This window comes from Streptomyces fulvoviolaceus (assembly GCF_000718165.1).
Classification (GTDB): domain Bacteria; phylum Actinomycetota; class Actinomycetes; order Streptomycetales; family Streptomycetaceae; genus Streptomyces; species Streptomyces fulvoviolaceus.
Map to the genome: position 1 here is coordinate 44,401 of NZ_JOEY01000013.1, position 22,280 is coordinate 66,680.

Here is a 22,280-nt window from a genome sequence, read left to right on the forward strand (position 1 = left end):
CTCTACTTGCTCGCGGCGAAGCGCATCAGGGCGAGTTCGTCGCCCTGCTTGATCTTGCCGGTCGTGTTGATGACCTCGAGCTTCCAGCTGGCGCCGGTGCGCACGGCCTTGGCGACGGCGCAGCCGTTGTCCGTGGTGAGCATGGAGGGCCAGATGTCGGCGACCTGCTGGGTGCTGCTGCCGGTCGCGTCGTAGACCTTGAAACTGATGTTGCGCGCCTTCTGGAAGGAGCTGCCCTTCTTGTAGGCGGCGGCGACGAACACGATCGACGTGATGTGCGGCGGGATCTTGTCGAACTGGACGGTGACCGTCTCGTCGTCGCCCTCCCCGTGCCCGGTCTGGTTGTCGCCGCTGTGCAGCAGGGAGCCGTTGCCGATGGGGTCGGGGGAGTCCAGGCCCGCCAGGCGCACCGGGTCCGCGTCGTGCATCGCGATGGCGATCAGGTCGAGGTCGGTGCCGGTCTTGTGGCGGAGCTTGCCGATCAGTCCGCCGCTGCTGCCGGCGGTGGGGTCCCAGGAGACCCCTATCGAGAGGTGGGTCACGCCGTCCAGGTCCGCGGGACCGTCTTCCTTCGTAAGCGTAATCATGGGCACATATTGCCCGGGTCTTCTCCCAAGTCCCAGAACAGGCCCGCCATGACTGCCAGGGACTCCCTGGCCACCGTCCCCAACATGTGCTCGTCCGGGGCGTGTTGGGCGCAGGACGGGTGGGAGTGGGGGACCCAGATCGTGGGCAGGCCGAGGATCTCCGCGAAGGCGTCGTTGGGCAGGGTGCCGCCGAGGTTGGGGAGGATCGCCGGGATCTTGCCGGTGGTGCGGTGGAGGGAGGCCTTCGCCCAGTGGACCCAGGGGGAGCCGGGGTCGAGGCGCGTTGCCGGGACCGCCTGGAGGACCTCGACCTCGACCATGGGGAGGGCGTGGGCGTCGAGGTGGGCCCGGACGATCGATTCCAGGTTCTGCCAGTCCGTGCCCACCACGAAGCGGAGCTGTACGTCCGCGTGTGCCGTGCCGGGGATCGCGCCGACCGGTTTGGCAGGGTCACCGGCGGACAGGGCGAGGACCTCCAGGGTGTTCCAGGCGAAGACGCGTTCCGCGGGGGTGAGGCCCGGCTCGCCCCAGTCCGTGTCGACCGTGGGGTCGGCCTCGCCGCCGCCGACCGTCAGGTCCGCGAGGGCTGCCCGCACCGGCTCGGGGATCGCGGGCGGTCGTAGGCCTTCGACGAGGATGCGGCCCTGGGCGTCGACCAGGGTGGACAGTGCCGCGGCGAGCACCGTGGCCGGGTTGCGCAGCGCGCCGCCCCAGTTGCCCGAGTGGTGGGCGCCGGCGCGCAGGGGCACGCGGAGGCGGAAGTTGGCGGCGCCGCGGGAGCCGAGGAAGAGCGTGGGGCGGTCGGCGGCGAGGCGGGGGCCGTCGGAGGCGATGAGGACGTCTGCCGTCAGGTCGTCCTTCATACGGCGGCAGAACTCGTGCAGGCCGGGGGAGCCCGACTCCTCGCCCGTCTCCATGAGCAGCTTGAGGTTGAAGCCGAGCCTGCCGCCTCGGGCCGCCAACACCTGTTCCAGGGCTGCCAGGTTGACCGTGTGCTGGCCCTTGTTGTCCGCCGTGCCGCGGCCGTAGAGGCGGTCGCCCTCGACGACCAGGTCCCAGGGGGACAGGCCCGCGCGCCAGCGGCCGTCCTGGCCGGGGACGACGTCTGCGTGGCCGTAGACCAGGACGGTGGGCAGATCGTCCGCCTCGTGGCGGTGGGCGAGGAGGAAGGGGCCCGCGTCCGGGACCGGGTTGTCGAGGATGCGGACCGTCGCTCCCAAGCGGCTTGTCGCCGGGGCGAGTTCGTCCTCCAGGTAGGCGCGCAGGCGGGTCGTGTCCGCGGGCGGCCGGCTCTCCGTCGGCATCGCGACCCGGCGGCGCAGGTCGGTGAGGAAGGTGCCGGAGTCGTAGTAGGCGGTTGCCCGGTCGATCGCCGTTTCGCGTGTCGTCATGCGGTGTCGTCCCCGTTCTCCGGCTTGTCGTGTGCGGCCAGGCGGCCGTCCTCGCGGTCCAGCCAGTGCCGTCGTAGCGCGTCCAGCAGGACGGAGACGTCGAAGGACGTCACTCCCGGCAGGTCGGCCAGGTCCCGGGTGAGGAACTCGGCGAGGCCCTCTTCGTCGCGGAAGACGCCGTGGTGGATCACGCAGGACGTGCCCGCGGTGGTGACCACGTACCGGGCGGAGGGGTGTCGGGCGAGCGTGCGGGCCACCTCGCCCATCGCGCTGGGGGAGACCGTCAGGGTGATCGCGACCTCCAGGGCGTAGCCGAGCAGGCCGGGTTCGATCTCCACCCGGGGGCGGACCAGGCCGCGCTGGAGGAGGGACTGGGTGATGCGGTAGGCGGTGGACTGGCCGATGCCGAGCTCGCGGGAGACCTGGGCGGCGGTGATCCGGCCGTCGGCGGCGAGCAGGCGGAGGGTGCGGAGTTCGTCGTCGGTGAGCGTGCCGTGGCGGGCCGGGGTGTCCACCGCCTCGTCCTGGGCCGCGTGTTCCGTGAGGCGTCGTACCTGGTCCTCGGACAGGCGGGGCAGGCGCCAGGAGTCGGACTTGGTGGTGGCCGAGAGGACGAGTTCGGAGCGGGCGGAGCGGACGCCGGGGGTGGCGGGGATGGTGCGGGTCAGCAGCTCGGTGGTCCGGTCGCGGCGGGCCGGCTGGACGGAGCAGTAGACGTCCGACTGCCCGGCGGTGACGGCGACATGGCTCGTCCCGGGCAGGTCGGCGAGGCGGCGGGCCACCTCGGTCGCCCGGCCGGGTTCCGCGGTCACCCAGACCTGCCACGGGTGGCCCTCGCCGGACACCGACCAGGCGAGCTGGCCGATCACCCGCAGCAGCCGCTCGGACTCCAGCCGGGCCAGCCTGCGTCCCGCGGTGCTCGCCGAGACGCCCAGCACCTCCGCCAGCAGGCTCAGCGGGGCCCGCGGGGCGTGCTGGAGCGCGGCGACGAGGTCGAGGTCTTCGTCGTCCAGAGCGTCCAGAGCTTTCATGTCGTACATCCACTCATGGAACGAATCCTTCAAGCAGCGACTTCATCTGAATGATATGAGCGCAACAAGCATTTTACTTGCATGATGTCGTCTCGTGGGCCGTCAATGGGGAGGTGACCGCCACCACGGAACGTCCCGCGAAACCGATCTCCGGACTGCTCGCTGTCCTCGTCCGCATCGAGCGGGCGGGCAACAAACTGCCGCACCCCTTCTGGCTGTTCGGGGTGCTCAGCGTCGTCCTCGCGCTCGCCAGCTGGGCGTTGTCCGCCGCGGGCGCCTCCGCACTCAACCCCGCCACCGACAAGACCGTGACCGTCCACAGCCTCGTCTCCGGCGAGGGACTGCGGATGATGATCAGCGACGCGGTCACCAACTACGCCACGTTCCCGCCGCTCGGCACGATCCTCGTCGTCATGCTGGGCGTGGCCGTCGCCGACCGGTCCGGGCTGCTGCCGGCGATGCTGCGGGCCGCCGTCGCCCGGGTCCCGGCCCGCTGGCTGACGTTCACGCTCGCCTTCAGCGCGATGGTCGCGCACGTCGCCTCCGACGCCGCGTACGTCGTGCTGGTGCCGCTCGGCGCGATGGCGTTCAGGGCCGTGGGGCGCAGCCCGATGCTGGGCGCCGTGGTGGCGTTCGTGTCGGTGTCCGCCGGGTACGACGCGAGTCCGCTGGTCACGCCGACGGACGCGGTGCTCTCCGGGCTCACCACGGCCGCCGCGCAGACCGTCGACCCGGGGTACGTGGTCACCCCGCTGTCCAACTACTTCTTCTCCCTCGGCTCCTCGCTGGTGCTGGCCGTCGTCGTCACCGTCGTCACCGAGAAGGTCATCGCGCGGCGGGTGGCGGCGATGCCGGAGGAGGACGACGCCACAGAAGCCGTCGAGGAGCTGACCCTGCGCGACGACGAGCGGCGCGGGCTGCGACACGCGGGTCTCGCTCTCCTCCTCTACGCCGGCCTGATCGTGGCGGCGATGATCCCGAGCGGGTCCCCGCTGCGGGGCGAGGGCGGCAGCATCGTGCAGTCGCCCGTGCTCACCGGCATCGCGGTCGTCCTGTCCGTGGCGTTCCTGATCGTCGGCGCGGTCTACGGCCGCACCGTCGGCACCGTGCGCACCGGCCGCGACATCCCCGACCACATGGCGAAGGGGCTGCGCGAGATGGCACCGATCCTGGTGCTGTTCTTCGCGATCTCGCAGTTCCTGGCGTACTTCAAGTGGACGGGCGTCGGCGAGGTCATGGCGATCCGCGGCGCCGACCTGCTCAAGTCGGCGGGCATCACCGGGCCGGTGGCCTTCCTCGGCGTCCTGGCGGTGTGCACCTGTATCAACCTGCTGGTCACCAGCGGCTCCGCCCAATGGGCCCTGGTGGGACCGGTGTTCGTGCCGATGTTCATGCTCCTCGACATCTCGCCGGAGGTGACCCAGGCGGTCTACCGCATCGCCGACTCCTGCACCAACGCGATGACCCCGATGAGCGCCTACTTCGTCATGACCCTGGGCGTGATCCAGCGCTACCGCCGCTCGGCCGGCATCGGCACCCTGCTGTCCCTGACCCTGCCGCTGTGCCTGACCATGCTGGTCGCCTGGACGCTGTTCTTCTACGCCTGGTGGGCGCTGGGCATCCCGCTCGGGCCCGGGGTGCCCGTCCGTTGACCGACCTGTCCGTGAGGAGAGCCGTGCACCGCATCGAGTCCCTGGCCCGAACCGCCCTGCCCGAGATGACCGACGACCTGCGCACCCTGGTCGAACTCGAAACCCCCAGTAACGACAAGGAGTTGCTGACCGCCGGCCTCGCCGCCATCGAGGCGTGGACCCGCCGACGGCTCGGCCCGCCCGACGAGCGGCGGCACCACGACGGCGGCCCGCACGGCGACATGCTGGAACTGCTGTACCGCGGCACCGCACCCGCGACGGTCCTGGTGCTGTGCCACTACGACACGGTGTGGCCGGCCGGCACCCTCGCCGACTGGCCCTTCCAGGTCACCGAGGACGGCCGGGCGAGCGGCCCGGGCGCGTTCGACATGAAGTGCGGCCTGGTGCAGGCCGTATGGGCACTGCGGCTGCTGCGCGAACTGGACCTGCCGCGCCCGGCCGTACGACTGTTCCTGAACGGCGACGAGGAGATCGGCAGCCCCGTCTCCCGGCCGCACGTCGAGCGGCTGAGCGAGGACGCGGCGGCCACGCTGGTGTGCGAGGCGGCGGCCGGTCCCGAGGGGGCGCTGAAGACCTCCCGCAAGGGCGGCGGCATCTTCGAGCTGACCGTGGACGGGGTGGAGGCCCACGCCGGCCTCGAACCGGAGCGGGGCGCGAGCGCGGTCCACGCCCTCGCGGAACTCGTCACGCAGGTCGTCGCGTCGGCCGACCCGGCACTCGGCACCACGGTCAACGTCGGCGTGATCAGCGGCGGTACGGGACGCAACGTCGTGGCCGGACAGGCCCGCTGCGGCATCGACGTACGCATCGCCGTGCCCGCCGAGACGGCCCGCATCGACGCGGCGTTCGCGGCCCTACGGCCCTCCGACCCCCGTGTGACCGTCACGCTCACCGGGGGTTGGGCACGCCCTCCCATGGTGCCCAACCCGGCCTCCTCGCGACTCTTCAAGGAAGCCCTGACGATCGCCGCCGACCTCGGTTGGACCGCCCGCGAGACCGCCGTCGGCGGAGCGAGCGACGGCAACTTCGTCGCCGCGCTCGGCCGACCGGTCCTCGACGGGCTCGGCGCGGTGGGGGACGGCGCCCACGCCCGCCACGAACACGTCCTGCCGGCCCACATGCCTTCGCGTACGGCGCTGATCGCGGGGTTGTTGGCGGGGTGCGCCGGTTAAATCCGGTGGCCGGGCGGCTCGCGGCTTCGTCATCATGGGGCGATGCCCCGTCTGACCTCGCCCGATGTCCGGTTCCACGACTCCTTCCTCGACGCGGTGAAGGAGTTCGCCGCCACGACCCTGGACCCGGCCACGCTGCTCGCCCAGGAGATCGAGCAGTACGGCGAGACATGGCGGGAACCGACGGAGTTCGCGGCGTACGTGGCCATGCTGCGGGCGGAGACGGAACGGCCGCGCAGGCCGGACTGGGTGCCGATGACGACCCTCTGGTACGTGGCGGACGACACGTACCTCGGCAGATTCGCGATACGGCACCGACTCACTCCCTTCCTGCTGGAGCGCGGCGGCCACATCGGGTACGACGTCCGTCCCGGCGCCCGTCGACGGGGTCACGCCACGGCCATGCTCCGGGACGCTCTGCCCGAGTGCCGGGAACGGGGCCTGGACCGGGTCCTGGTCACCTGCGACACCACCAACACCGGTTCCCGCAAGGTGATCGAGGCCAATGGCGGAGAATTCGAGGACGAGCGCGGCGGAAAGCTGCGGTTCTGGATCCGGACAGGGAACTGAGGCGTCTACGTCGGTATGGACCTGGAGAAGCGGCCCGCCGCGCAGCCCGCACAGCCTGTACAGCCCGCGCGGCAGACGCCCGAGGGATGTCTGACCGTCGCGATTCGCATCCCTGTACGGATCGTCGTGCTCGTGCTGGTCCTGCCGGTACGCATGGTGTGGGACGCGCTCGTCGTGGCCGGACGGTTCCTGAGGGACACGGTGCTGCGGCCGGTGGGGAGGGCGCTGGAGTGGGCCTTGGAGTGGATCGGGCGCGCGCTGTTCGTCTGGCCCTGGGTCGCCCTGTGGCGGTACGTCGTCGTGCCCGTCGGCAAGGCTCTGGGGTGGCTCGGGAACGTCCTCGTCGTCGTCCCTCTGGTGTGGCTGTACCGGTACGTCCTGACGCCCGTCGGGCACGCCCTCGTATGGGTCGCGCGGGGCATCGGGGCCTCACTCGCCTGGGTGTACGCGCGCGTGCTGACGCCGATCGGGCACGGACTCGCGTGGGTCGTGTGGGGCGTCGGGGCCGCGCTGGCCTGGGTGTACGCGCGCGTGCTGACGCCGATCGGGCACGGACTCATGTGGCTCCTGAAGGGAATCGGCGCCGTGCTCACCGCGCTCGGTCTCGGGGTGTTCGCCGCCGTGGCCTGGCTGGTGCGGTATCTGGTCGTCGTGCCCGCCCGATGGGTCTACGAGTGGATCCTCACGCCCGTCGGACGAGCGATCGCCTGGTGCGCGAACGGTCTCGTGTGGCTCGCGAGCACGATCGTCACCGGCATCGGGATCGCCCTCTACTGGATCACCCGGATCCTGTTCGTCCTGCCCGCCATCGCTCTGTGGCGCTGGGTCCTCGCCCCCGTCGGCCGTGTCCTCGCCGTCATCGGCCGCGAGGTCTGGGCCGCCCTCGGACACGCCTGGCGGATCGCCGGACACATCTCGCTCGCCGTCGGACGGTTCCTCGCGACCCTCTTCCGGTGGATCTTCGTGGAGCCGGTGCGCTGGGTGTACCGCACCCTGCTGACCCCGGCCGGACACGTGATCCTTGACCTGGTCCTACGGCCCGCAGCCCAGGCCGCGCGCAGTGTGGGCCGGGCCACCCGGGCGGCCCTGGCCTCCGCCCGCGAGTCCGTACGGCAGGCGCGGGCCGACTTCCGGCGGATGCTCTTCGGCGAGCCGAGGGAGCCGGTCGCCGTCGACGGGCGGGAACCGTTGGGTCCCGAGACACGTACTCTTGGTAGTAGTACGACCGCTCTCACGAAGGACTGAACGACACTGGGCAAGCGACAGCCCGAAGGCCCGCCGCCCGCACCCGCGGTGCAGCGCATTCGACTGCGCTACACCAAGCGCGGCCGCCTCCGGTTCACCAGCCACCGTGACTTCCAGCGCGCCTTCGAGCGTGCGCTGCGCCGTGCCGAGGTGCCGATGGCGTACTCGGCGGGGTTCACGCCGCATCCGAAGGTGTCGTACGCCAATGCCGCAGCCACCGGCACGGGCAGTGAGGCGGAGTACCTGGAGATCGCACTCACCGCCGCGCGCGACCCGGAGAAGCTCCGGCTTCTCCTCGACGAGTCGATGCCCACCGGGCTCGACATCGTCGACGCGGTCGAGGCCCGGACCTCGGGGCTCGCCGACCGGCTCACCGCTTCCGTCTGGGAGCTGCGGCTGGTAGGCGTGGACCCGGCGGAGGCCGAAAGCGCGGTCGCGGCCTTCAACTCCGCGGAGGCGGTCGAGGTCCAGCGCATGACCAAGAACGGCGTCCGTACCTTCGACGCCCGCCCCGCAGTCGTACAACTTGAGACGCACAGTGAACCGGCTGATAGGCCGACCGACCAGCCCTGTGCGATACTGCGGCTGGTTGTTCGGCACGTGACGCCTGCCGTACGACCCGACGACGTCCTGTCCGGTCTCCGCGCCGTGGCCGACCTGGCGCCGCCGGTCCCCGCAGCGGTGACCAGGCTGGCGCAGGGGCTGCTCGATGAAGAGACCGGCACGGTGACCGACCCGCTCGCGCCCGACCGCGAGGCAGCGGAGGCCTTTTCTTCGGCCGACCCGACTGCCGCCGCGAAGGCGCCGGCGTAAGGAAGGTCCCGCGAAGGGACGCACGTCGAAAGCGCCGCCCTCGTACTCGGGAGCCACCTGGGTCGGGCAGCGCACCGACCACAAGACTTTCGCCAGGCCGTACGCATTCGGCGTACGGAACCGGTGAGACAGGACACAGAGAGCTCCCGTGCGGCGCCCGCGCCCCGGACGGCGGCACCGCGCAACGCGCGAGCCGCGGACGTCACCGGCATTCCCGCCGGACCAGGTGCGGCGCCCGGGAGCCTGACGGGAGAAAAGCCCGCATGCTCGAGCCGACCGAACCCACCGAGGGTTCCGAACTCAACACCCCCAGCGACACCCTGCCGCCGCGTCGTCGGCGCCGTGCCGCCTCCCGACCGGCGGGCCCGCCGGTCGCCGCCTCCGAGGTCCCCACGGAGACCGTCGCCCCGGCCATACCGGCCGCGGAGTCCGACGATCTCGTGCCGGACGAGGACGAGAAGATCGACGAGACCGTCGAGAGCGCTGAGAGCACTGAGGTGGTCGAGGCCGCCGAGGCCACTGTCGCCGAAGAGCCCGCGCCCGCCGTTCGTACGCGACGCCGTGCCACCCGCCGGGCCTCCGCACCCGCCGGGGCTCCCGCTGCCGCCGAGGTCGCCGAGACCGTCGTGGCCGTGGCCGCTGCCGATGAGGCCGCCGAACAGGACAGCCCCGCCGTCGCCGAGACCGAGGACGCCGCTCCGCGTCGTTCGCGTCGGCGTGCCACCCGCCAGGTGACCGCGCCCGAGGCCGCCGAGACCGTCGTGCCCGAGGCCGAGGAGTCCGAAGAGCCCGCAGCCCGCCCGCGTCGGCGTGCCACGCGCCGGGTCTCCACGCCCGCCGGGGCGCCGCAGGCGGACGAGGCCACCGAGACGGCCGACACCGCCGCTGAGGCGCTGGCCGTCGCCGAGGCCGAGGACGGCGCTCCGCGCCGTGGCCGTCGACGTGCCACCCACCGGGTGACCGCGCCCGAGTCGGCCGAGGAGGCCGTGGTGACGAGTACTCCCGAGCCCGAGCCCGAGGCCGCCGCCGTAGAGGCCCCCGAGGCCCCCGAGGCCCCGGAGGAGACCGAGGACACCGGCCCGCGTCGGCGTCGCCGGGTCGCCCGCAAGGCCGCCACCGGTTTCGCCGCGCCCGCGCAGCCGGCCGCCGCCGAGGACGACGAGGCCGCGCGCCGCCCGGCGCGCCCCGCCGTCGCCGTGTTCCAGGCGCCCGTCTTCACCGAGCCGCAGTTCCAGACGCCGCAGCGCGCCGCCGCCGAGGCCGCCGCGGTGGCGGAGGAAGAGCCGGCCGGGCCCGTCGAGGTGGCCGCGCCGGTCGAGGAGCTTCCCGAGGAGCAGACCGGAGGGCGACGCCGGCGTCGCCGCCGGGGTGCCGGCGACGAGGCGGAGGTCCAGGAGGCCGCCGCCGAGACCGCCGTAGAGGCGGAGGAGGAGCCGGAGGACTCCGGCGAGGGCGACGAGAGCGAGGAGCCCGGTTCGCGTCGGCGCCGTCGTCGGGGCGGCCGTCGCCGTCGCCGTGGCGAGTCCGCCGAGGCGGGCGGTGAGGACGAGTCGGAGGAGTCCGAGGAGTACGCCGAGCAGGCTGCCCAGGACACCGAGGACACCGCCGATCGGGCGGAAGAAGACGATGAGGACGCTGCGGAGGCGGACGACCGTTCCGGGTCCAGCAGCAGCCGGCGCCGTCGGCGTCGTCGCCGGCGTGCCGGTGACACCGCCACCGACGGCGAGCCCACGGACGGCGACCCCGAGCGGACCGTCGTCAAGGTGCGCGAGCCGCGCAAGGCCTCCGAGCCGTCCGACGAGGTGCAGTCCATCAAGGGCTCGACCCGTCTGGAGGCGAAGAAGCAGCGCCGCCGGGAAGGCCGTGAGCAGGGGCGCCGGCGCGTCCCGATCATCACCGAGGCCGAGTTCCTGGCCCGCCGCGAGGCCGTCGAGCGTGTGATGGTCGTCCGGCAGAGCGGCGAGCGTACGCAGATCGGCGTCCTGGAGGACGGCGTGCTCGTCGAGCACTACGTCAACAAGGAGCAGGCCACCTCGTACGTCGGCAACGTCTACCTGGGCAAGGTCCAGAACGTGCTGCCGTCGATGGAGGCCGCCTTCATCGACATCGGCAAGGGCCGCAACGCGGTGCTGTACGCCGGTGAGGTCAACTTCGAGGCGCTGGGCATGGCCAACGGCCCGCGCCGTATCGAGGCCGCCCTCAAGTCCGGTCAGCCCGTGCTCGTCCAGGTGACGAAGGACCCGATCGGGCACAAGGGCGCGCGTCTGACCAGCCAGGTCTCCCTCCCGGGCCGCTACCTCGTGTACGTCCCCGAGGGCTCGATGACCGGCATCAGCCGCAAGCTGCCCGACACCGAGCGGGCCCGGCTGAAGACCATCCTCAAGAAGATCGTCCCCGAGGACGCGGGCGTCATCGTGCGCACCGCCGCCGAGGGCGCGAGCGAGGATGAGCTGCGCCGCGACGTCGAGCGACTGCAGGCGCAGTGGGAGGACATCCAGAAGAAGGCCAAGAGCGGCGGCGGCTCGAACGCCCCGTCGCTGCTGTACGGCGAGCCGGACATGACCGTCCGTGTCGTCCGCGACATCTTCAACGAGGACTTCACCAAGGTCATCGTGAGCGGTGACGAGGCGTGGGAGACCATCCACGGCTACGTCGCGCACGTCGCGCCCGACCTGGCCGACCGGCTGTCGAAGTGGACCTCCGAGGTCGACGTCTTCGCCACGTACCGGATCGACGAGCAGCTCGCCAAGGCGCTGGACCGCAAGGTCTGGCTGCCCAGCGGCGGTTCGCTGGTGATCGACCGGACCGAGGCGATGGTCGTCGTCGACGTCAACACCGGCAAGTTCACCGGTCAGGGCGGCAACCTCGAGGAGACGGTCACCAGGAACAACCTGGAGGCGGCCGAGGAGATCGTGCGTCAGCTGCGGCTGCGCGACCTCGGCGGCATCATCGTCATCGACTTCATCGACATGGTCCTCGAGTCCAACCGGGACCTGGTGCTGCGGCGCCTCCTGGAGTGCCTGGGCCGGGACCGTACGAAGCACCAGGTCGCGGAAGTGACCTCGCTGGGGCTCGTCCAGATGACCCGTAAGCGGGTCGGGCAGGGTCTGCTGGAGTCCTTCTCCGAGACCTGTGTCCACTGCAACGGCCGTGGCGTCATCGTGCACATGGAGCAGCCGACCTCCGTAGGAGGCGGCGGCAAGCGCAAGAAGCGCGGGCGCGGCGGTGACGGGCACACTCACGAGCACGAGGCGGTCGCGGGCGTAGAGGCTCCGGAAGAGGAGACCGAGGCGGAGGTTGCCGCCGAGGTCGCCGAGCCGGTCGCGCTCACCGAGCCCGACTTCGCGGCCGACGAGGAGCTGTACAGCAGCGTCGCCGAGGCGGAGGCCGCGGCTTCGCGTGGTCGTTCGCGGCGCCGGACGAGCCGTCGGGCTTCGGCTCCGGCGGGTGCGCCGAGGCGCGAGCAGGCGGCTGCTACGGCCGTGCAGGAGGCCGAGCGTCCGGTGCAGCCGGAGCCGGCAGCCGAGGCGCAGGCCGAGCCGGTCGCGGTCGAGGACCCGGTGGTCGAGGCCCCGGTGGTCGAGGCCCCGGCCCAGGTCGAGACCGCCGCTCCGGTCGCCGAGGAGGCCGCGCCCAAGGGCCGTACCCGTCGTCGTGCGACCCGCAAGGTGTCGGCGCCGGCCGGTTCGCCCGCCGGTGCGGAGGCCGCCGTCGTGACGGTCGCCGAGACCGCGCCGGTGACGGAGGCCGCCGTAGAGGCTCCCGAGGCGCCTGCCGAGAGCGCCGCTCCGGCCGCCCCGGCCCGTCCGCGGCGCCGTGCCGTGCGCAAGGAGACCGCGCCCACCGCCTCCGAGGAGACGGCCGTCATGGTCGTCCCGGCCACGGAGACGGAGGCCCCGGCCGCCGAGGCGGCCGAGGAAGCGGCTCCGGCCAAGAAGACGGCCCGTAAGACGGCCAAGAAGGCCACGGCGAAGAAGGCCGCCACCAAGAAGACGGCGGCCAAGAAGACGGTCGCGAAGAAGGCGACCGCCAAGAAGGCGGCACCGAAGAAGAAGACGGTGGCTGCGGAGCAGACGCTGCCTTCGGTCTCCGCTTCCGCCGACGAGAGCTGACGCCTCTCCGGACGAAGCAAGTGAGTGATCCACCCCCGGTCGGCCGGGGGTGGATCACTTTTTTCCGTCCTGGCCACAACCCAACAGGGCCGAGAGTCGTCATACGAGTGTCGGATGTGCGAACAGTTGGGGTTTCATCCCCATAAGAGACAAGTTTTGGGGCGCAACAGGTGAAGGCTCTCGTGCTCTCAGGGGGAGCGGGCACCCGCCTCCGCCCGATCACCCACACCTCGGCCAAACAGCTGGTGCCGGTCGCCAACAAACCCGTGCTCTTCTACGGCCTGGAGGCGATCGCCGAAGCCGGGATCACCGAGGTCGGCATCGTCGTCGGCGACACCGCGGACGAGATCCGCGAGGCGGTGGGGGACGGTTCCCGGTTCGGGATCGAGGTCACCTACATCCCGCAGGAAGCGCCGCTGGGCCTCGCCCACGCCGTGCTCATCTCCCAGAACTTCCTCGGGGACGACGACTTCGTCATGTACCTCGGCGACAACTTCATCGTCGGTGGCATCACCGGTCTGGTGGAGGAGTTCCGCGCCGAGCGGCCCGAAGCGCAGATCCTGCTGACCAAGGTCCCCAACCCCACCTCCTTCGGCGTCGCCGAACTCGACGGCGAGGGCCGGGTGGTGGGCCTGGAGGAGAAGCCGAAGCAGCCCAAGAGCGATCTGGCGCTCGTCGGCGTCTATCTGTTCACCCCGGCCATACACGAGGCGGTTCGCTCCATCGAGCCCTCCTGGCGCGGCGAGTTGGAGATCACGCACGCCATCCAGTGGCTGATCGACGAGAAGCGCGACGTGCGTTCCACCACTATTTCCGGGTACTGGAAGGACACCGGCAACGTCACCGACATGCTGGAGGTCAACCGGTCGGTTCTGGAGACCGTGGAGCCGGTGAACGAGGGCACTGTGGACGAGACCAGCGAGATCATCGGCCGGGTGCGCGTCGAGGCGGGTGCCCGTGTCACCGGCAGCCGTATCGTCGGCCCCGCCATCATCGGTGCCGGCACGGTGGTCAACGACGCGTACATCGGTCCCTTCACGTCCGTCTCCGAGGACTGCCGGATCGAGGACAGCGAAATCGAGTACTCCATCGTGCTGCGCGGGTCGTCCGTGACCGGCGTGCGCCGCGTGGAGGCCTCGCTCATCGGACGTGACGTCGAGGTCACGCCCGCTCCCCGTAACCTGAAGGCCCACCGGCTCGTGCTCGGTGATCACAGCAAGGTGCAGATCTCTTCATGACAACCCCTGCAACTCGGATCCTGGTGACCGGCGGTGCCGGTTTCATCGGCTCGCACTACGTCCGTACGGTGCTCGGCCCCGAGGGCCCCGGTGATGTGTCGATCACCGTCCTCGACAAGCTGACCTACGCGGGCAACCCGGCCAACCTCGACGAGGTGCGCGAGCACCCCGGGTTCGCCTTCGTGCAGGGCGACATCTGCGACCCCGAGCTGGTCGGCAAGCTGATGGCCGAACACGACCAGGTCGTCCACTTCGCCGCCGAGTCCCACGTCGACCGATCCATCGACGGCGGCGCGGAGTTCGTCCGTACGAACGTGGTCGGCACGCACACCCTCATCGACGCGGCGCACCGGGCCGGCATCAGGACCTTCGTGCACATCTCCACCGACGAGGTCTACGGCTCGATCGACGAGGGCTCCTGGCCGGAGACCCACCCGCTGGAGCCCAACTCGCCCTACTCCTCGGCGAAGGCGTCCAGCGACCTGATCGCGCTGTCGTACCACCGCACCCACGGCCTGGACGTCCGCGTCACCCGCTGCTCCAACAACTACGGGCACCACCACTTCCCCGAGAAGGTCATCCCGCTCTTCGTGACCAACCTCCTCGACGGCAAGAAGGTCCCGCTGTACGGCGACGGCGGCAACGTCCGCGACTGGCTGCACATCGACGACCACGTCCAGGGCATCGAACTGGTCCGCACCAAGGGCCGCGCGGGCGAGGTCTACAACATCGGCGGCGGCACCGAGCTCTCCAACAAGGAGCTCACCGGACTGCTGCTCGCGGCGTGCGGCGCCGACTGGGAGACCAGCGTCGAGTACGTCGAGGACCGCAAGGGCCACGACCGCCGCTACTCCGTCGACTGCACGAAGATCCGCGAGGAACTCGGCTACGAACCCCGCAAGAGCTTCGAGCAGGGCCTGGCCGAGACGGTCCGGTGGTACCGCGACAACCGGGCCTGGTGGGAGCCGCTGAAGGAGCGGGCGGCGCTGTGACCGACGACCGGAACTGGCTGGTCACCGGCGCGGGCGGGATGCTCGCGCAGGACGTCCTGGCGCGGCTCGCCGCCGCGGGGATCCCGGCGGTCGCCGCCACCCGCGCCGAACTCGACATCACCGATCCGGAGTCGGTGGGGGCGGCGCTGGCCGCACACCTTCCGGCCGTGGTCGTCAACTGCGCAGCCTGGACGGCCGTGGACGACGCCGAGTCCCGCGAGGACGAGGCGCTGCGCATCAACGGCGACGGCCCGCGCAACCTCGCCGAGGCGTGCGCGGAGAGCGGCGCCGTACTCCTCCAGGTCTCCACGGACTACGTGTTCGCCGGGGACGCCGAGAAGCCGTACCCCGAGGACGCCCCCACCGGGCCGCGCAGCGCGTACGGGCGGACCAAGCTGGCGGGCGAGCGGGCGGTCCTCACCGTGCTCCCGGAGACCGGCTACGTGGTGCGCACGGCCTGGCTGTACGGCGCGGGCGGCGGCAACTTCGTCCGTACGATGATCAAGCTGGAGGGCGTCAAGGACACCCTCGACGTGGTCGACGACCAGCGCGGCCAGCCCACCTGGACCGGCGACCTCGCCGACCGGCTGGTCCGCCTGGGCCAGGGCGCCCTCGCGGGCACCGCGCCCGCCGGTGTCTACCACGGCACCAGCGGCGGCGAGACGACCTGGTACGGCTTCACACGGGCCATCTTCGAGCAGCTGGGCGCCGACCCGGAGCGGGTCCGCCCCACCACCAGCGCGGCCTTCGTACGGCCGGCGCCCCGGCCCGCGTACAGCGTGCTGGGCCACGAGCGGTGGGCGGCGGCGGGCATCGAGCCGATCCGGGACTGGCGCGCGGCGCTCACCGAGGCATTCCCGGAGATCCACCGGGTCCAGACGAAGGAGAACCCGGCGTGACAGTCAAGGTCAGCGTCGTCATAGCGGTCTACAACCCGGGCAAGTACGTCGAGGACTGCGTCTCGGGCCTGCTGCGGCAGAGCCTCACCCCCGACGAGTTCGAGGTCTTCTTCGTCGACGACGGCTCCACCGACGAGACCCCGGCCCGGCTGGACCAACTGGCCGCCGAGCACCCTCACTTCCACGTGATCCACCAGGAGTCCTCCGGCTGGTCCGGACGCCCCCGCAACACCGGCATCGACGCCGCCCAGGGCGAGTACGTCATGTTCCACGACCACGACGACTGGCTCGGCGACGAGGCCCTGGAGCGGATGTACGCGTACGGCAGGGCGAACGACGCCGACGTCGTCATCGGCAAGATGGCGGGCATCGGCCGCTCCGTCCCGCGGGGGCTGTTCCGGATCAACCGGCCGCGCGTCACAGTGGAGAGCGCGCCGCTGATGGACAGCCTCACCCCGCACAAGATGTTCCGCCGGGAGTTCCTCACCGAGCACAACATGCGCTTCAAGGAGGGCCGCCGCCGGCTGGAGGACCACGTCTTCGTCGTCGAGGCGTACCTGCGGGCGAAGAGCATCGCCGTCCTCAGCGACTACGTGTGCTACTACCACATCGCCCGGGACGACGGCGCCAACGCCGGCTTCCAGCGCTTCGACCCGGTCGGCTACTTCAACAACCTCCGCGAGGCCCTCGACGTGGTCGAGGAGCTCACCGAGCCGGGCCCGCGGCGCGACCAGATCCTCGGCCGCTGGCTGCGCGCCGAGATGGTCGAGCGGCTGCGCGGCAAGCGCTTCCTCAAGAACCCCGAGGACCACGCCGAGAAGCTCTACCGCGAGATCCGCGGCCTGCTCACCGAACGCTTCGGACCGGGCGTCCTCACCCATCTCGCCCCCACTCAGCAGGTGGTGGCCGGACTGATCATCGCCGATCTCTACGAGGACATCCGCGCCCTGGCCGCCTGGGAGGTCAGGATCAAGCCCACCGGCACCCTGGACTCCCTGGAGTGGGAGAACGGCCGTCTGAACATCGGCTTCAGCGCCGAGTACGAGGTCGACGGCGTCCCGTTGACCTTCGGCCGGGACGGCGAGCGCGACCTGCTGGAGCTGCCGCTCTCCGACGAGGCCCGTGAGGCCCTGGCCAAGCAGGGCATCACCCTGGACGCCCCGGTCGACGACAGCGACGTGGACCTGGTGATCCGGCACCGCGAGAACGCCGCGCAGTACTACCTGCCGGTCGACTCCGCACCGCACCGCCTGGACACGGCGGACGGCTCCTTCCGCCAGCGGATCACCGCACGTGCCGTGCTCGACCCGGAGACCGCGGCCGCGGGCGTGCCCCTGACCAAGGGCATCTGGGACCTGCACCTGCGTATCAAGTCCTGCGGCTGGAGCAAGGAGGCCCGGATCGGCGCGGTGCACGGCGAGGACGTGGAGGCCGGACGGCTGGCCGCGCTCACCGGTGAGCCGCGGCGGCTGGTCCTGCCGTACTGGACCGACGGGCCGGGCAACCTCTCCCTCGACGTCGACCAGCACACCGGCAAGCTGGAGCGCGACGCCGTGATGCTGGTGGACCCGGCCGCGGCCGTGGTCGACGGCGGCACCGTCCGGCTCCCCCTGCCGCTGCATGTCGCGGCGGACGCGGGAGACCCCGTACAGCTGCGCTTCGAGCGCAAGAACGCGGGTGCGTTCTCCGCCGACGCCGTGGTGGACGGCCGTACCGTAAGCGCCCCGCTGCCGCTGGAGAAGCTCACCGGGATGCGCTGGGCGGTCCGGATCGGTGTGCCGTCCGCCGCCCGCGGCGAGGCAAAATGGACCCGGCTTCCGGTCGACGTGGTCGTGGACGCCGACGGCAAGGGCCGGGTGATCGACCGGCACACCCCGCCGGCGTCGAAGCGTGCGCCGAAGCCTGCCCCGAAGAAGCAGTCTGCACCGCCGCGTCCGCTGTGGCGCCGGGCCGCGGGGCGTCTCAAGCGTGCCCTGACGGACCAGCAGAAGAAGAGCTGAGGACCTGTGATGCGACCTCTTTCCATCGACGGTGCCTGGGTGCACGAGCCGAAGATCTTCCCCGACGGCCGGGGCAGCTTCCACGAGTGGTTCAAGGCCCCCCTCTTCACCGAGGCGGCCGGCCACCCGCTCTCCCTGGCCCAGGCCAACATGTCGGTCTCCAGCCGGGGCACCCTGCGCGGCATCCACTTCGCGGACGTGCCGCCCAGCCAGGCCAAGTACGTCAAGTGTGTGCGCGGCGCGGTCCTCGACGTGATCGTGGACATCCGGGTGGGCTCGCCCACCTTCGGCCAGTGGGAGATCGTCCGCCTGGACGACCAGGACCACCACGCCGTCTACCTCTCCGAGGGCCTTGGCCACGGCTTCATGGCGCTCACCGACGACGCCACGGTGATCTACCTGTGCTCCGAGGGTTACGCCCCCGAGCGCGAGCACGGCATCCACCCGCTCGACCCGGCCATCGGCATCGAGTGGCCGACCGACCTCGCCCCGCTGCTCTCCGCCAAGGACGAGCAGGCGCCCACCCTGGCCGAGGCCCGGGAGCAGGGCCTGCTGCCCTCCTACGAGGAGTGTGTGGCCTACCGGGCGAGCCTCGGGCGCTGAGGCCCAGTTTGACCGGGCCCTGAGGAGGCCCGTAACCTGGACCGTCGGCGTGTCCATAGACGCGCCACATCCCCGTAAACCTCTTCCTCCCGGGCTTTCTGGCCGGGAGAGGCTGCTCGCTCTGCCGGGCGGCTGGACTGCGGGGGTACCGTCCCGAGCGAGAGAGTGAGATCCGCGTGTACGCCATCGTGCGCAGCGGTGGTCGCCAGCACAAGGTTGCTGTCGGCGACATCGTTGAGGTTGACAAGATTTCCACTGCCAAGGTTGGCGACACGGTCGAGCTCTCGACCCTGCTCGTTGTCGACGGCGAGGCTGTCACCAGCGACCCGTGGGTGCTGGCCGGCATCAAGGTCCAGGCCGAGGTCGTGGACCACCACAAGGGCGTCAAGATCGACATCCTTCGCTACAAGAACAAGACCGGCTACCGCCGTCGTCAGGGCCACCGCCAGCAGTACACGGCGATCAAGGTCACTGAGATCCCCGCGGCTGCGAAGTAAGGGACTGAGGAGAGATGGCACACAAGAAGGGCGCATCGTCCACCCGTAACGGTCGTGACTCCAACGCTCAGCGCCTCGGCGTGAAGCGCTTCGGTGGTCAGGTCGTCAACGCGGGCGAGATCCTGGTCCGCCAGCGCGGCACCCACTTCCACCCGGGTGCGGGCGTCGGCCGTGGCGGCGACGACACTCTGTTCGCGCTGAACGCCGGTGCGGTGGAGTTCGGTACCCACCGTGGCCGCAAGGTCGTGAACATCGTTCCGGTCGCCTGATCGGAAGCTTTCGCGAGGCGGACCTCACTTCCCTCCCGGGAAGCGGGTCCGCCTTTCGCGTGTTGACCTAGAGACATTCCTGTACGTAACTGGAGGCACAACCCATGACCACCTTCGTGGACCGCGTCGAACTGCATGTCGCCGCGGGTAACGGAGGTCACGGCTGTGCCTCCGTCCACCGGGAGAAGTTCAAGCCGCTCGGCGGTCCCGACGGCGGTAACGGCGGGCGGGGCGGCGACGTCATCCTGACCGTCGACCAGTCGGTGACCACGCTGCTCGACTACCACCACTCCCCGCACCGCAAGGCCACCAACGGCAAGCCCGGTGAGGGTGGCAACCGCTCCGGCAAGGACGGGCAGGACCTCGTCCTCCCCGTGCCGGACGGCACCGTCGTCCTCGACGGGGCGGGCAACGTCCTGGCCGACCTCGTCGGCCAGGGCACCACGTACATCGCCGCCCAGGGCGGCCGCGGCGGCCTCGGCAACGCGGCCCTTTCCTCCGCCCGGCGCAAGGCTCCCGGCTTCGCGCTGCTCGGTGTGCCCGGGGATCTGCAGGACATCGTCCTGGAGCTGAAGACGGTCGCCGACGTGGCGCTGGTCGGCTACCCGAGCGCGGGCAAGTCCTCGCTGATCTCGGTGCTCAGCGCCGCCAAGCCGAAGATCGCGGACTACCCCTTCACGACCCTGGTCCCGAACCTGGGCGTGGTGACGGCCGGCGAGACGGTCTACACGATCGCCGACGTGCCGGGACTGATCCCGGGCGCCAGCCAGGGCAAGGGCCTCGGCCTGGAGTTCCTGCGGCACGTGGAGCGCTGCAGTGTCCTCGTGCACATCCTGGACACGGCCACGTTGGAGTCCGACCGGGACCCGTTGTCCGACCTGGACATCATCGAGGCCGAGCTGCGGGAGTACGGCGGCCTCGACAACCGTCCGCGCATGGTCGTCCTGAACAAGATCGACGTACCGGACGGCAAGGACCTCGCCGAGATGGTGCGGCCGGATCTGGAGGCCCGGGGCTACCAGGTCTTCGCGGTGTCCGCCGTCGCGCACATCGGGCTGAAGGAGCTGTCGTTCGCGCTGGCCGACGTGGTCGCGAAGTCGCGGGCCGCGAAGCCGAAGGAGGAGGCGACCCGGATCGTCATCCGGCCCAAGGCCGTCGACGACGCGGGCTTCACCGTCACGCGCGAGGAGGACGGGCTGTTCCGGGTGCGTGGCGAGAAGCCGGAGCGCTGGGTGCGGCAGACCGACTTCAGCAACGACGAGGCCGTCGGCTACCTCGCGGACCGGCTCAACCGGCTCGGTGTCGAGGAGAAGCTGATGAAGACGGGCGCCCGGTCGGGTGACGGCGTCGCCATCGGCCCCGAGGACAACGCCGTCGTCTTCGACTGGGAGCCGACCGTGATGGCCGGGGCCGAGATGCTCGGCCGGCGCGGCGAGGACCACCGGCTCGAGGAGCCGCGGCCCGCCACGCAGCGCCGCCGGGACCGGCAGGCCGAACGGGACGAGGCGACGCAGGAGTTCGACGACTTCGAGCCGTTCTAGACAGCACAGGGTTTTCTGGCGGCGGGTGTGCCTCGGGGCGCACCCGCCGCTTCGTGTTGACCGGCCCGCGTTGACTCCGGTTGACCGGCCCGCGTTAACTCCGGGCAAAATTCCGGCACATAGCTGGGCAACCAACCGTCGTTCCGGCGAGTCGTACTGGGCAACCCGAGGGGGGATCTTGATCCTCTCTCGGCCCAACTGCCCTTGAGATTCCCGGAGTTGATGTGTCCGAGTCCGTCTCGCACAGAACGCGGCGCACCTTCACGGTCGCCCTCGCCCTGCTGGCCACCGTCTGCGCGTCGGCGGTGTCCTTGGCCGGGCCCGCGCAGGCCACGACGAGTGTGCGGCAGGACTTCAACGGGGACGGGTACGAGGACCTGGCCGTGGGCTCCTCCTCCGCGAAGGTGAACGGCAAGTCCGGTGCCGGCTATGTCGCCGTGCTGTTCGGCTCGGCGAGCGGGCTGAAGACCTCGACGAAGAAGGTCTACACGCAGGCGTCCTCCGGCATCCCCGGCACCGTAGAGGCGAACGACCACTTCGGTTTCCGGCTGGCCGCGGCCGACCTTGACGAGGACGGGTACACCGACCTGGTCGTCGACGTCGACAACGAGCAGTGGAAGCAGAACGGCATCGCCCGGGACGGCAGCAGGACCGTGCTCTGGGGCAGCCGCGGCGGCCTCACGTCGGGGACGGTACTGCCCGCCCTGAGCAGCAGTCCGTACCGGGGCGGCCTGAACACCCTCCTCACCGGTGACTTCGACGGCGACGGCCACCAGGACCTGGCCGCCACCGACTTCGTGCGCTTCGGCCCCTTCGAGAGGACCGGCGCCGCCGCCTCCGTCCAGAAGGGGGTCGACTTCCTCGAAGGCAGCCGCATGGTGACGGCCGTGGCGGCCGGTGACACGGACGGCGACGGCATCACCGACCTCGTCGCGCTGACCCGCCCCTATGACCGGGACGAGGACCACAACTACACCTATTCCCTGTTCCACCTGCGGGGCAGCCGCAGCGGCCTGCAGCCGTCGACCGCCCTGGACGGCGGGGAGTTCAGCAGCGACGAGCCCTGGGAGAGGGGCCTGGCGGTCGGCGACCTCGACGGCGACCACCGCGCGGAGACCGTCGCGGGCGGAGGCAACGCACTGGAGATCATCCCGGGCACGGCGGACGGCCCGGACGCCACCGCACGCCGGGTCGTCGACCAGGACACCCTCGGGGTGCCGGGCGCGGACGAGACGGGCGACGGCTTCGGCGACGCGATCGCGGTCGGGGACGTGGACGGGGACGGATACGGCGACATCCTGGCCGGCAACCCGACCGAGGACCTCGCAGGGCCGGCCGACGCGGGCACCTTCGCGGTCGTCCCCGGTGGTCCGGACGGGCCGACCGGCGCCGGCACCGTGGTCCTCAGCCAGAACAGCGCCTCTGTGTCCGGTACCGCCGAGGCACGCGACCTGTTCGGCTACGGCGTCCACCTGGTCGACGGCAACGGCGACGGCCGGGTCGAGCCGGTCGTGGGCGCGGTCGGAGAGAACGCCTACGAGGGCGCCGTCTGGGTGTTCCGCTCCACCTCCGCCGGGGTCACCGCCAAGGGTTCGTTCCTGATCGGCGCCGGGACGCTCGGGACGGTCGCTTCCTCCGCCCGCCTCGGCGCCGTGTTCCCCCGCTGAA

18 protein-coding genes are annotated in these 22,280 nt (G+C 71.2%); 15 read left to right on the forward strand and 3 right to left on the reverse strand.

The window, feature by feature from the left end; translation table 11 throughout:
• Positions 1-2: 2 nt before the first annotated feature.
• From IG08_RS0115590 to IG08_RS0115600, 3 genes are read right to left on the reverse strand one after another with little or no spacing between them, the layout of a single operon-like run.
• Positions 3-587 (reverse strand): TerD family protein, encoded by a 585-nt coding sequence (locus tag IG08_RS0115590; protein WP_030601587.1) that lies wholly within the window; start codon positions 585-587, stop codon positions 3-5.
• Complete coding sequence (locus tag IG08_RS0115595; protein ID WP_030601591.1) at positions 584-1,978, reverse strand: M20 family metallopeptidase; 1,395 nt, start codon at positions 1,976-1,978, stop codon at positions 584-586. Before IG08_RS0115595 ends, IG08_RS0115590 begins: the two co-directional genes overlap by 4 nt.
• On the reverse strand, positions 1,975-3,009 hold the full coding sequence (locus tag IG08_RS0115600; RefSeq protein ID WP_030601594.1) for an Lrp/AsnC family transcriptional regulator: 1,035 nt from the start codon (positions 3,007-3,009) through the stop codon (positions 1,975-1,977). Before IG08_RS0115600 ends, IG08_RS0115595 begins: the two co-directional genes overlap by 4 nt.
• A 113-nt stretch (positions 3,010-3,122) precedes the next feature.
• Here IG08_RS0115600 and IG08_RS0115605 point away from each other — a divergent pair, with 113 nt between their 5' ends.
• From IG08_RS0115605 to IG08_RS0115675, 15 genes are all read left to right on the forward strand, one after another.
• Positions 3,123-4,661 carry an AbgT family transporter gene (locus IG08_RS0115605; protein ID WP_030601597.1) on the forward strand — a complete coding sequence of 513 codons (1,539 nt, stop codon included), beginning with the start codon at positions 3,123-3,125 and terminating at the stop codon, positions 4,659-4,661.
• A 65-nt stretch (positions 4,662-4,726) separates the two neighbouring features.
• Complete coding sequence (locus tag IG08_RS0115610; protein ID WP_052424717.1) at positions 4,727-5,833, forward strand: M20 family metallopeptidase; 1,107 nt, start codon at positions 4,727-4,729, stop codon at positions 5,831-5,833.
• A 42-nt stretch (positions 5,834-5,875) separates the two neighbouring features.
• Positions 5,876-6,403 carry a GNAT family N-acetyltransferase gene (locus IG08_RS0115615; protein WP_030601603.1) on the forward strand — a complete coding sequence of 176 codons (528 nt, stop codon included), beginning with the start codon at positions 5,876-5,878 and terminating at the stop codon, positions 6,401-6,403.
• Between the two features lie 15 nt (positions 6,404-6,418).
• Positions 6,419-7,648, forward strand: coding sequence for a phage tail tape measure protein (locus IG08_RS0115620; RefSeq protein ID WP_030601606.1), 1,230 nt, complete (start codon positions 6,419-6,421; stop codon positions 7,646-7,648).
• A gap of 48 nt (positions 7,649-7,696) precedes the next feature.
• The gene (locus tag IG08_RS0115625; protein ID WP_030601610.1) at positions 7,697-8,461 is read left to right on the forward strand and encodes a TIGR03936 family radical SAM-associated protein; all 765 of its coding nucleotides are present in this window, start codon (positions 7,697-7,699) and stop codon (positions 8,459-8,461) included.
• Between the two features lie 263 nt (positions 8,462-8,724).
• Complete coding sequence (locus IG08_RS0115630) at positions 8,725-12,573, forward strand: Rne/Rng family ribonuclease (protein WP_030601612.1); 3,849 nt, start codon at positions 8,725-8,727, stop codon at positions 12,571-12,573.
• 170 nt (positions 12,574-12,743) lie between these two features.
• Positions 12,744-13,811 (forward strand): glucose-1-phosphate thymidylyltransferase, encoded by a 1,068-nt coding sequence (locus tag IG08_RS0115635; RefSeq protein WP_030601614.1) that lies wholly within the window; start codon positions 12,744-12,746, stop codon positions 13,809-13,811.
• A complete protein-coding gene (gene rfbB / locus IG08_RS0115640; protein ID WP_030601616.1) occupies positions 13,808-14,803 on the forward strand; it encodes a dTDP-glucose 4,6-dehydratase in 996 nt (331 codons plus the stop codon). The genes IG08_RS0115635 and rfbB overlap by 4 nt, the downstream gene beginning before the upstream one ends.
• The gene (gene rfbD, locus IG08_RS0115645) at positions 14,800-15,702 is read left to right on the forward strand and encodes a dTDP-4-dehydrorhamnose reductase (RefSeq protein ID WP_030601618.1); all 903 of its coding nucleotides are present in this window, start codon (positions 14,800-14,802) and stop codon (positions 15,700-15,702) included. Before rfbB ends, rfbD begins: the two co-directional genes overlap by 4 nt.
• Complete coding sequence (locus tag IG08_RS0115650) at positions 15,699-17,702, forward strand: glycosyltransferase family 2 protein (protein ID WP_030601621.1); 2,004 nt, start codon at positions 15,699-15,701, stop codon at positions 17,700-17,702. The genes rfbD and IG08_RS0115650 overlap by 4 nt, the downstream gene beginning before the upstream one ends.
• Before the next feature lie 9 nt (positions 17,703-17,711).
• Positions 17,712-18,305, forward strand: coding sequence for a dTDP-4-dehydrorhamnose 3,5-epimerase (rfbC, locus tag IG08_RS0115655; protein ID WP_030601624.1), 594 nt, complete (start codon positions 17,712-17,714; stop codon positions 18,303-18,305).
• Positions 18,306-18,481: 176 nt separating this feature from the next.
• Positions 18,482-18,802, forward strand: a complete 321-nt coding sequence (gene rplU / locus IG08_RS0115660; RefSeq protein ID WP_030601628.1) for a 50S ribosomal protein L21 — start codon at positions 18,482-18,484, stop codon at positions 18,800-18,802.
• Between the two features lie 14 nt (positions 18,803-18,816).
• Positions 18,817-19,071, forward strand: a complete 255-nt coding sequence (gene rpmA / locus IG08_RS0115665) for a 50S ribosomal protein L27 (protein ID WP_007381992.1) — start codon at positions 18,817-18,819, stop codon at positions 19,069-19,071.
• A gap of 104 nt (positions 19,072-19,175) precedes the next feature.
• Positions 19,176-20,612, forward strand: a complete 1,437-nt coding sequence (obgE, locus tag IG08_RS0115670; RefSeq protein WP_030601633.1) for a GTPase ObgE — start codon at positions 19,176-19,178, stop codon at positions 20,610-20,612.
• A gap of 224 nt (positions 20,613-20,836) precedes the next feature.
• Positions 20,837-22,279: an FG-GAP repeat domain-containing protein gene (locus tag IG08_RS0115675; protein WP_030601635.1), complete on the forward strand. Its 1,443-nt coding sequence runs from the start codon at positions 20,837-20,839 to the stop codon at positions 22,277-22,279.
• Position 22,280: the final 1 nt, after the last annotated feature.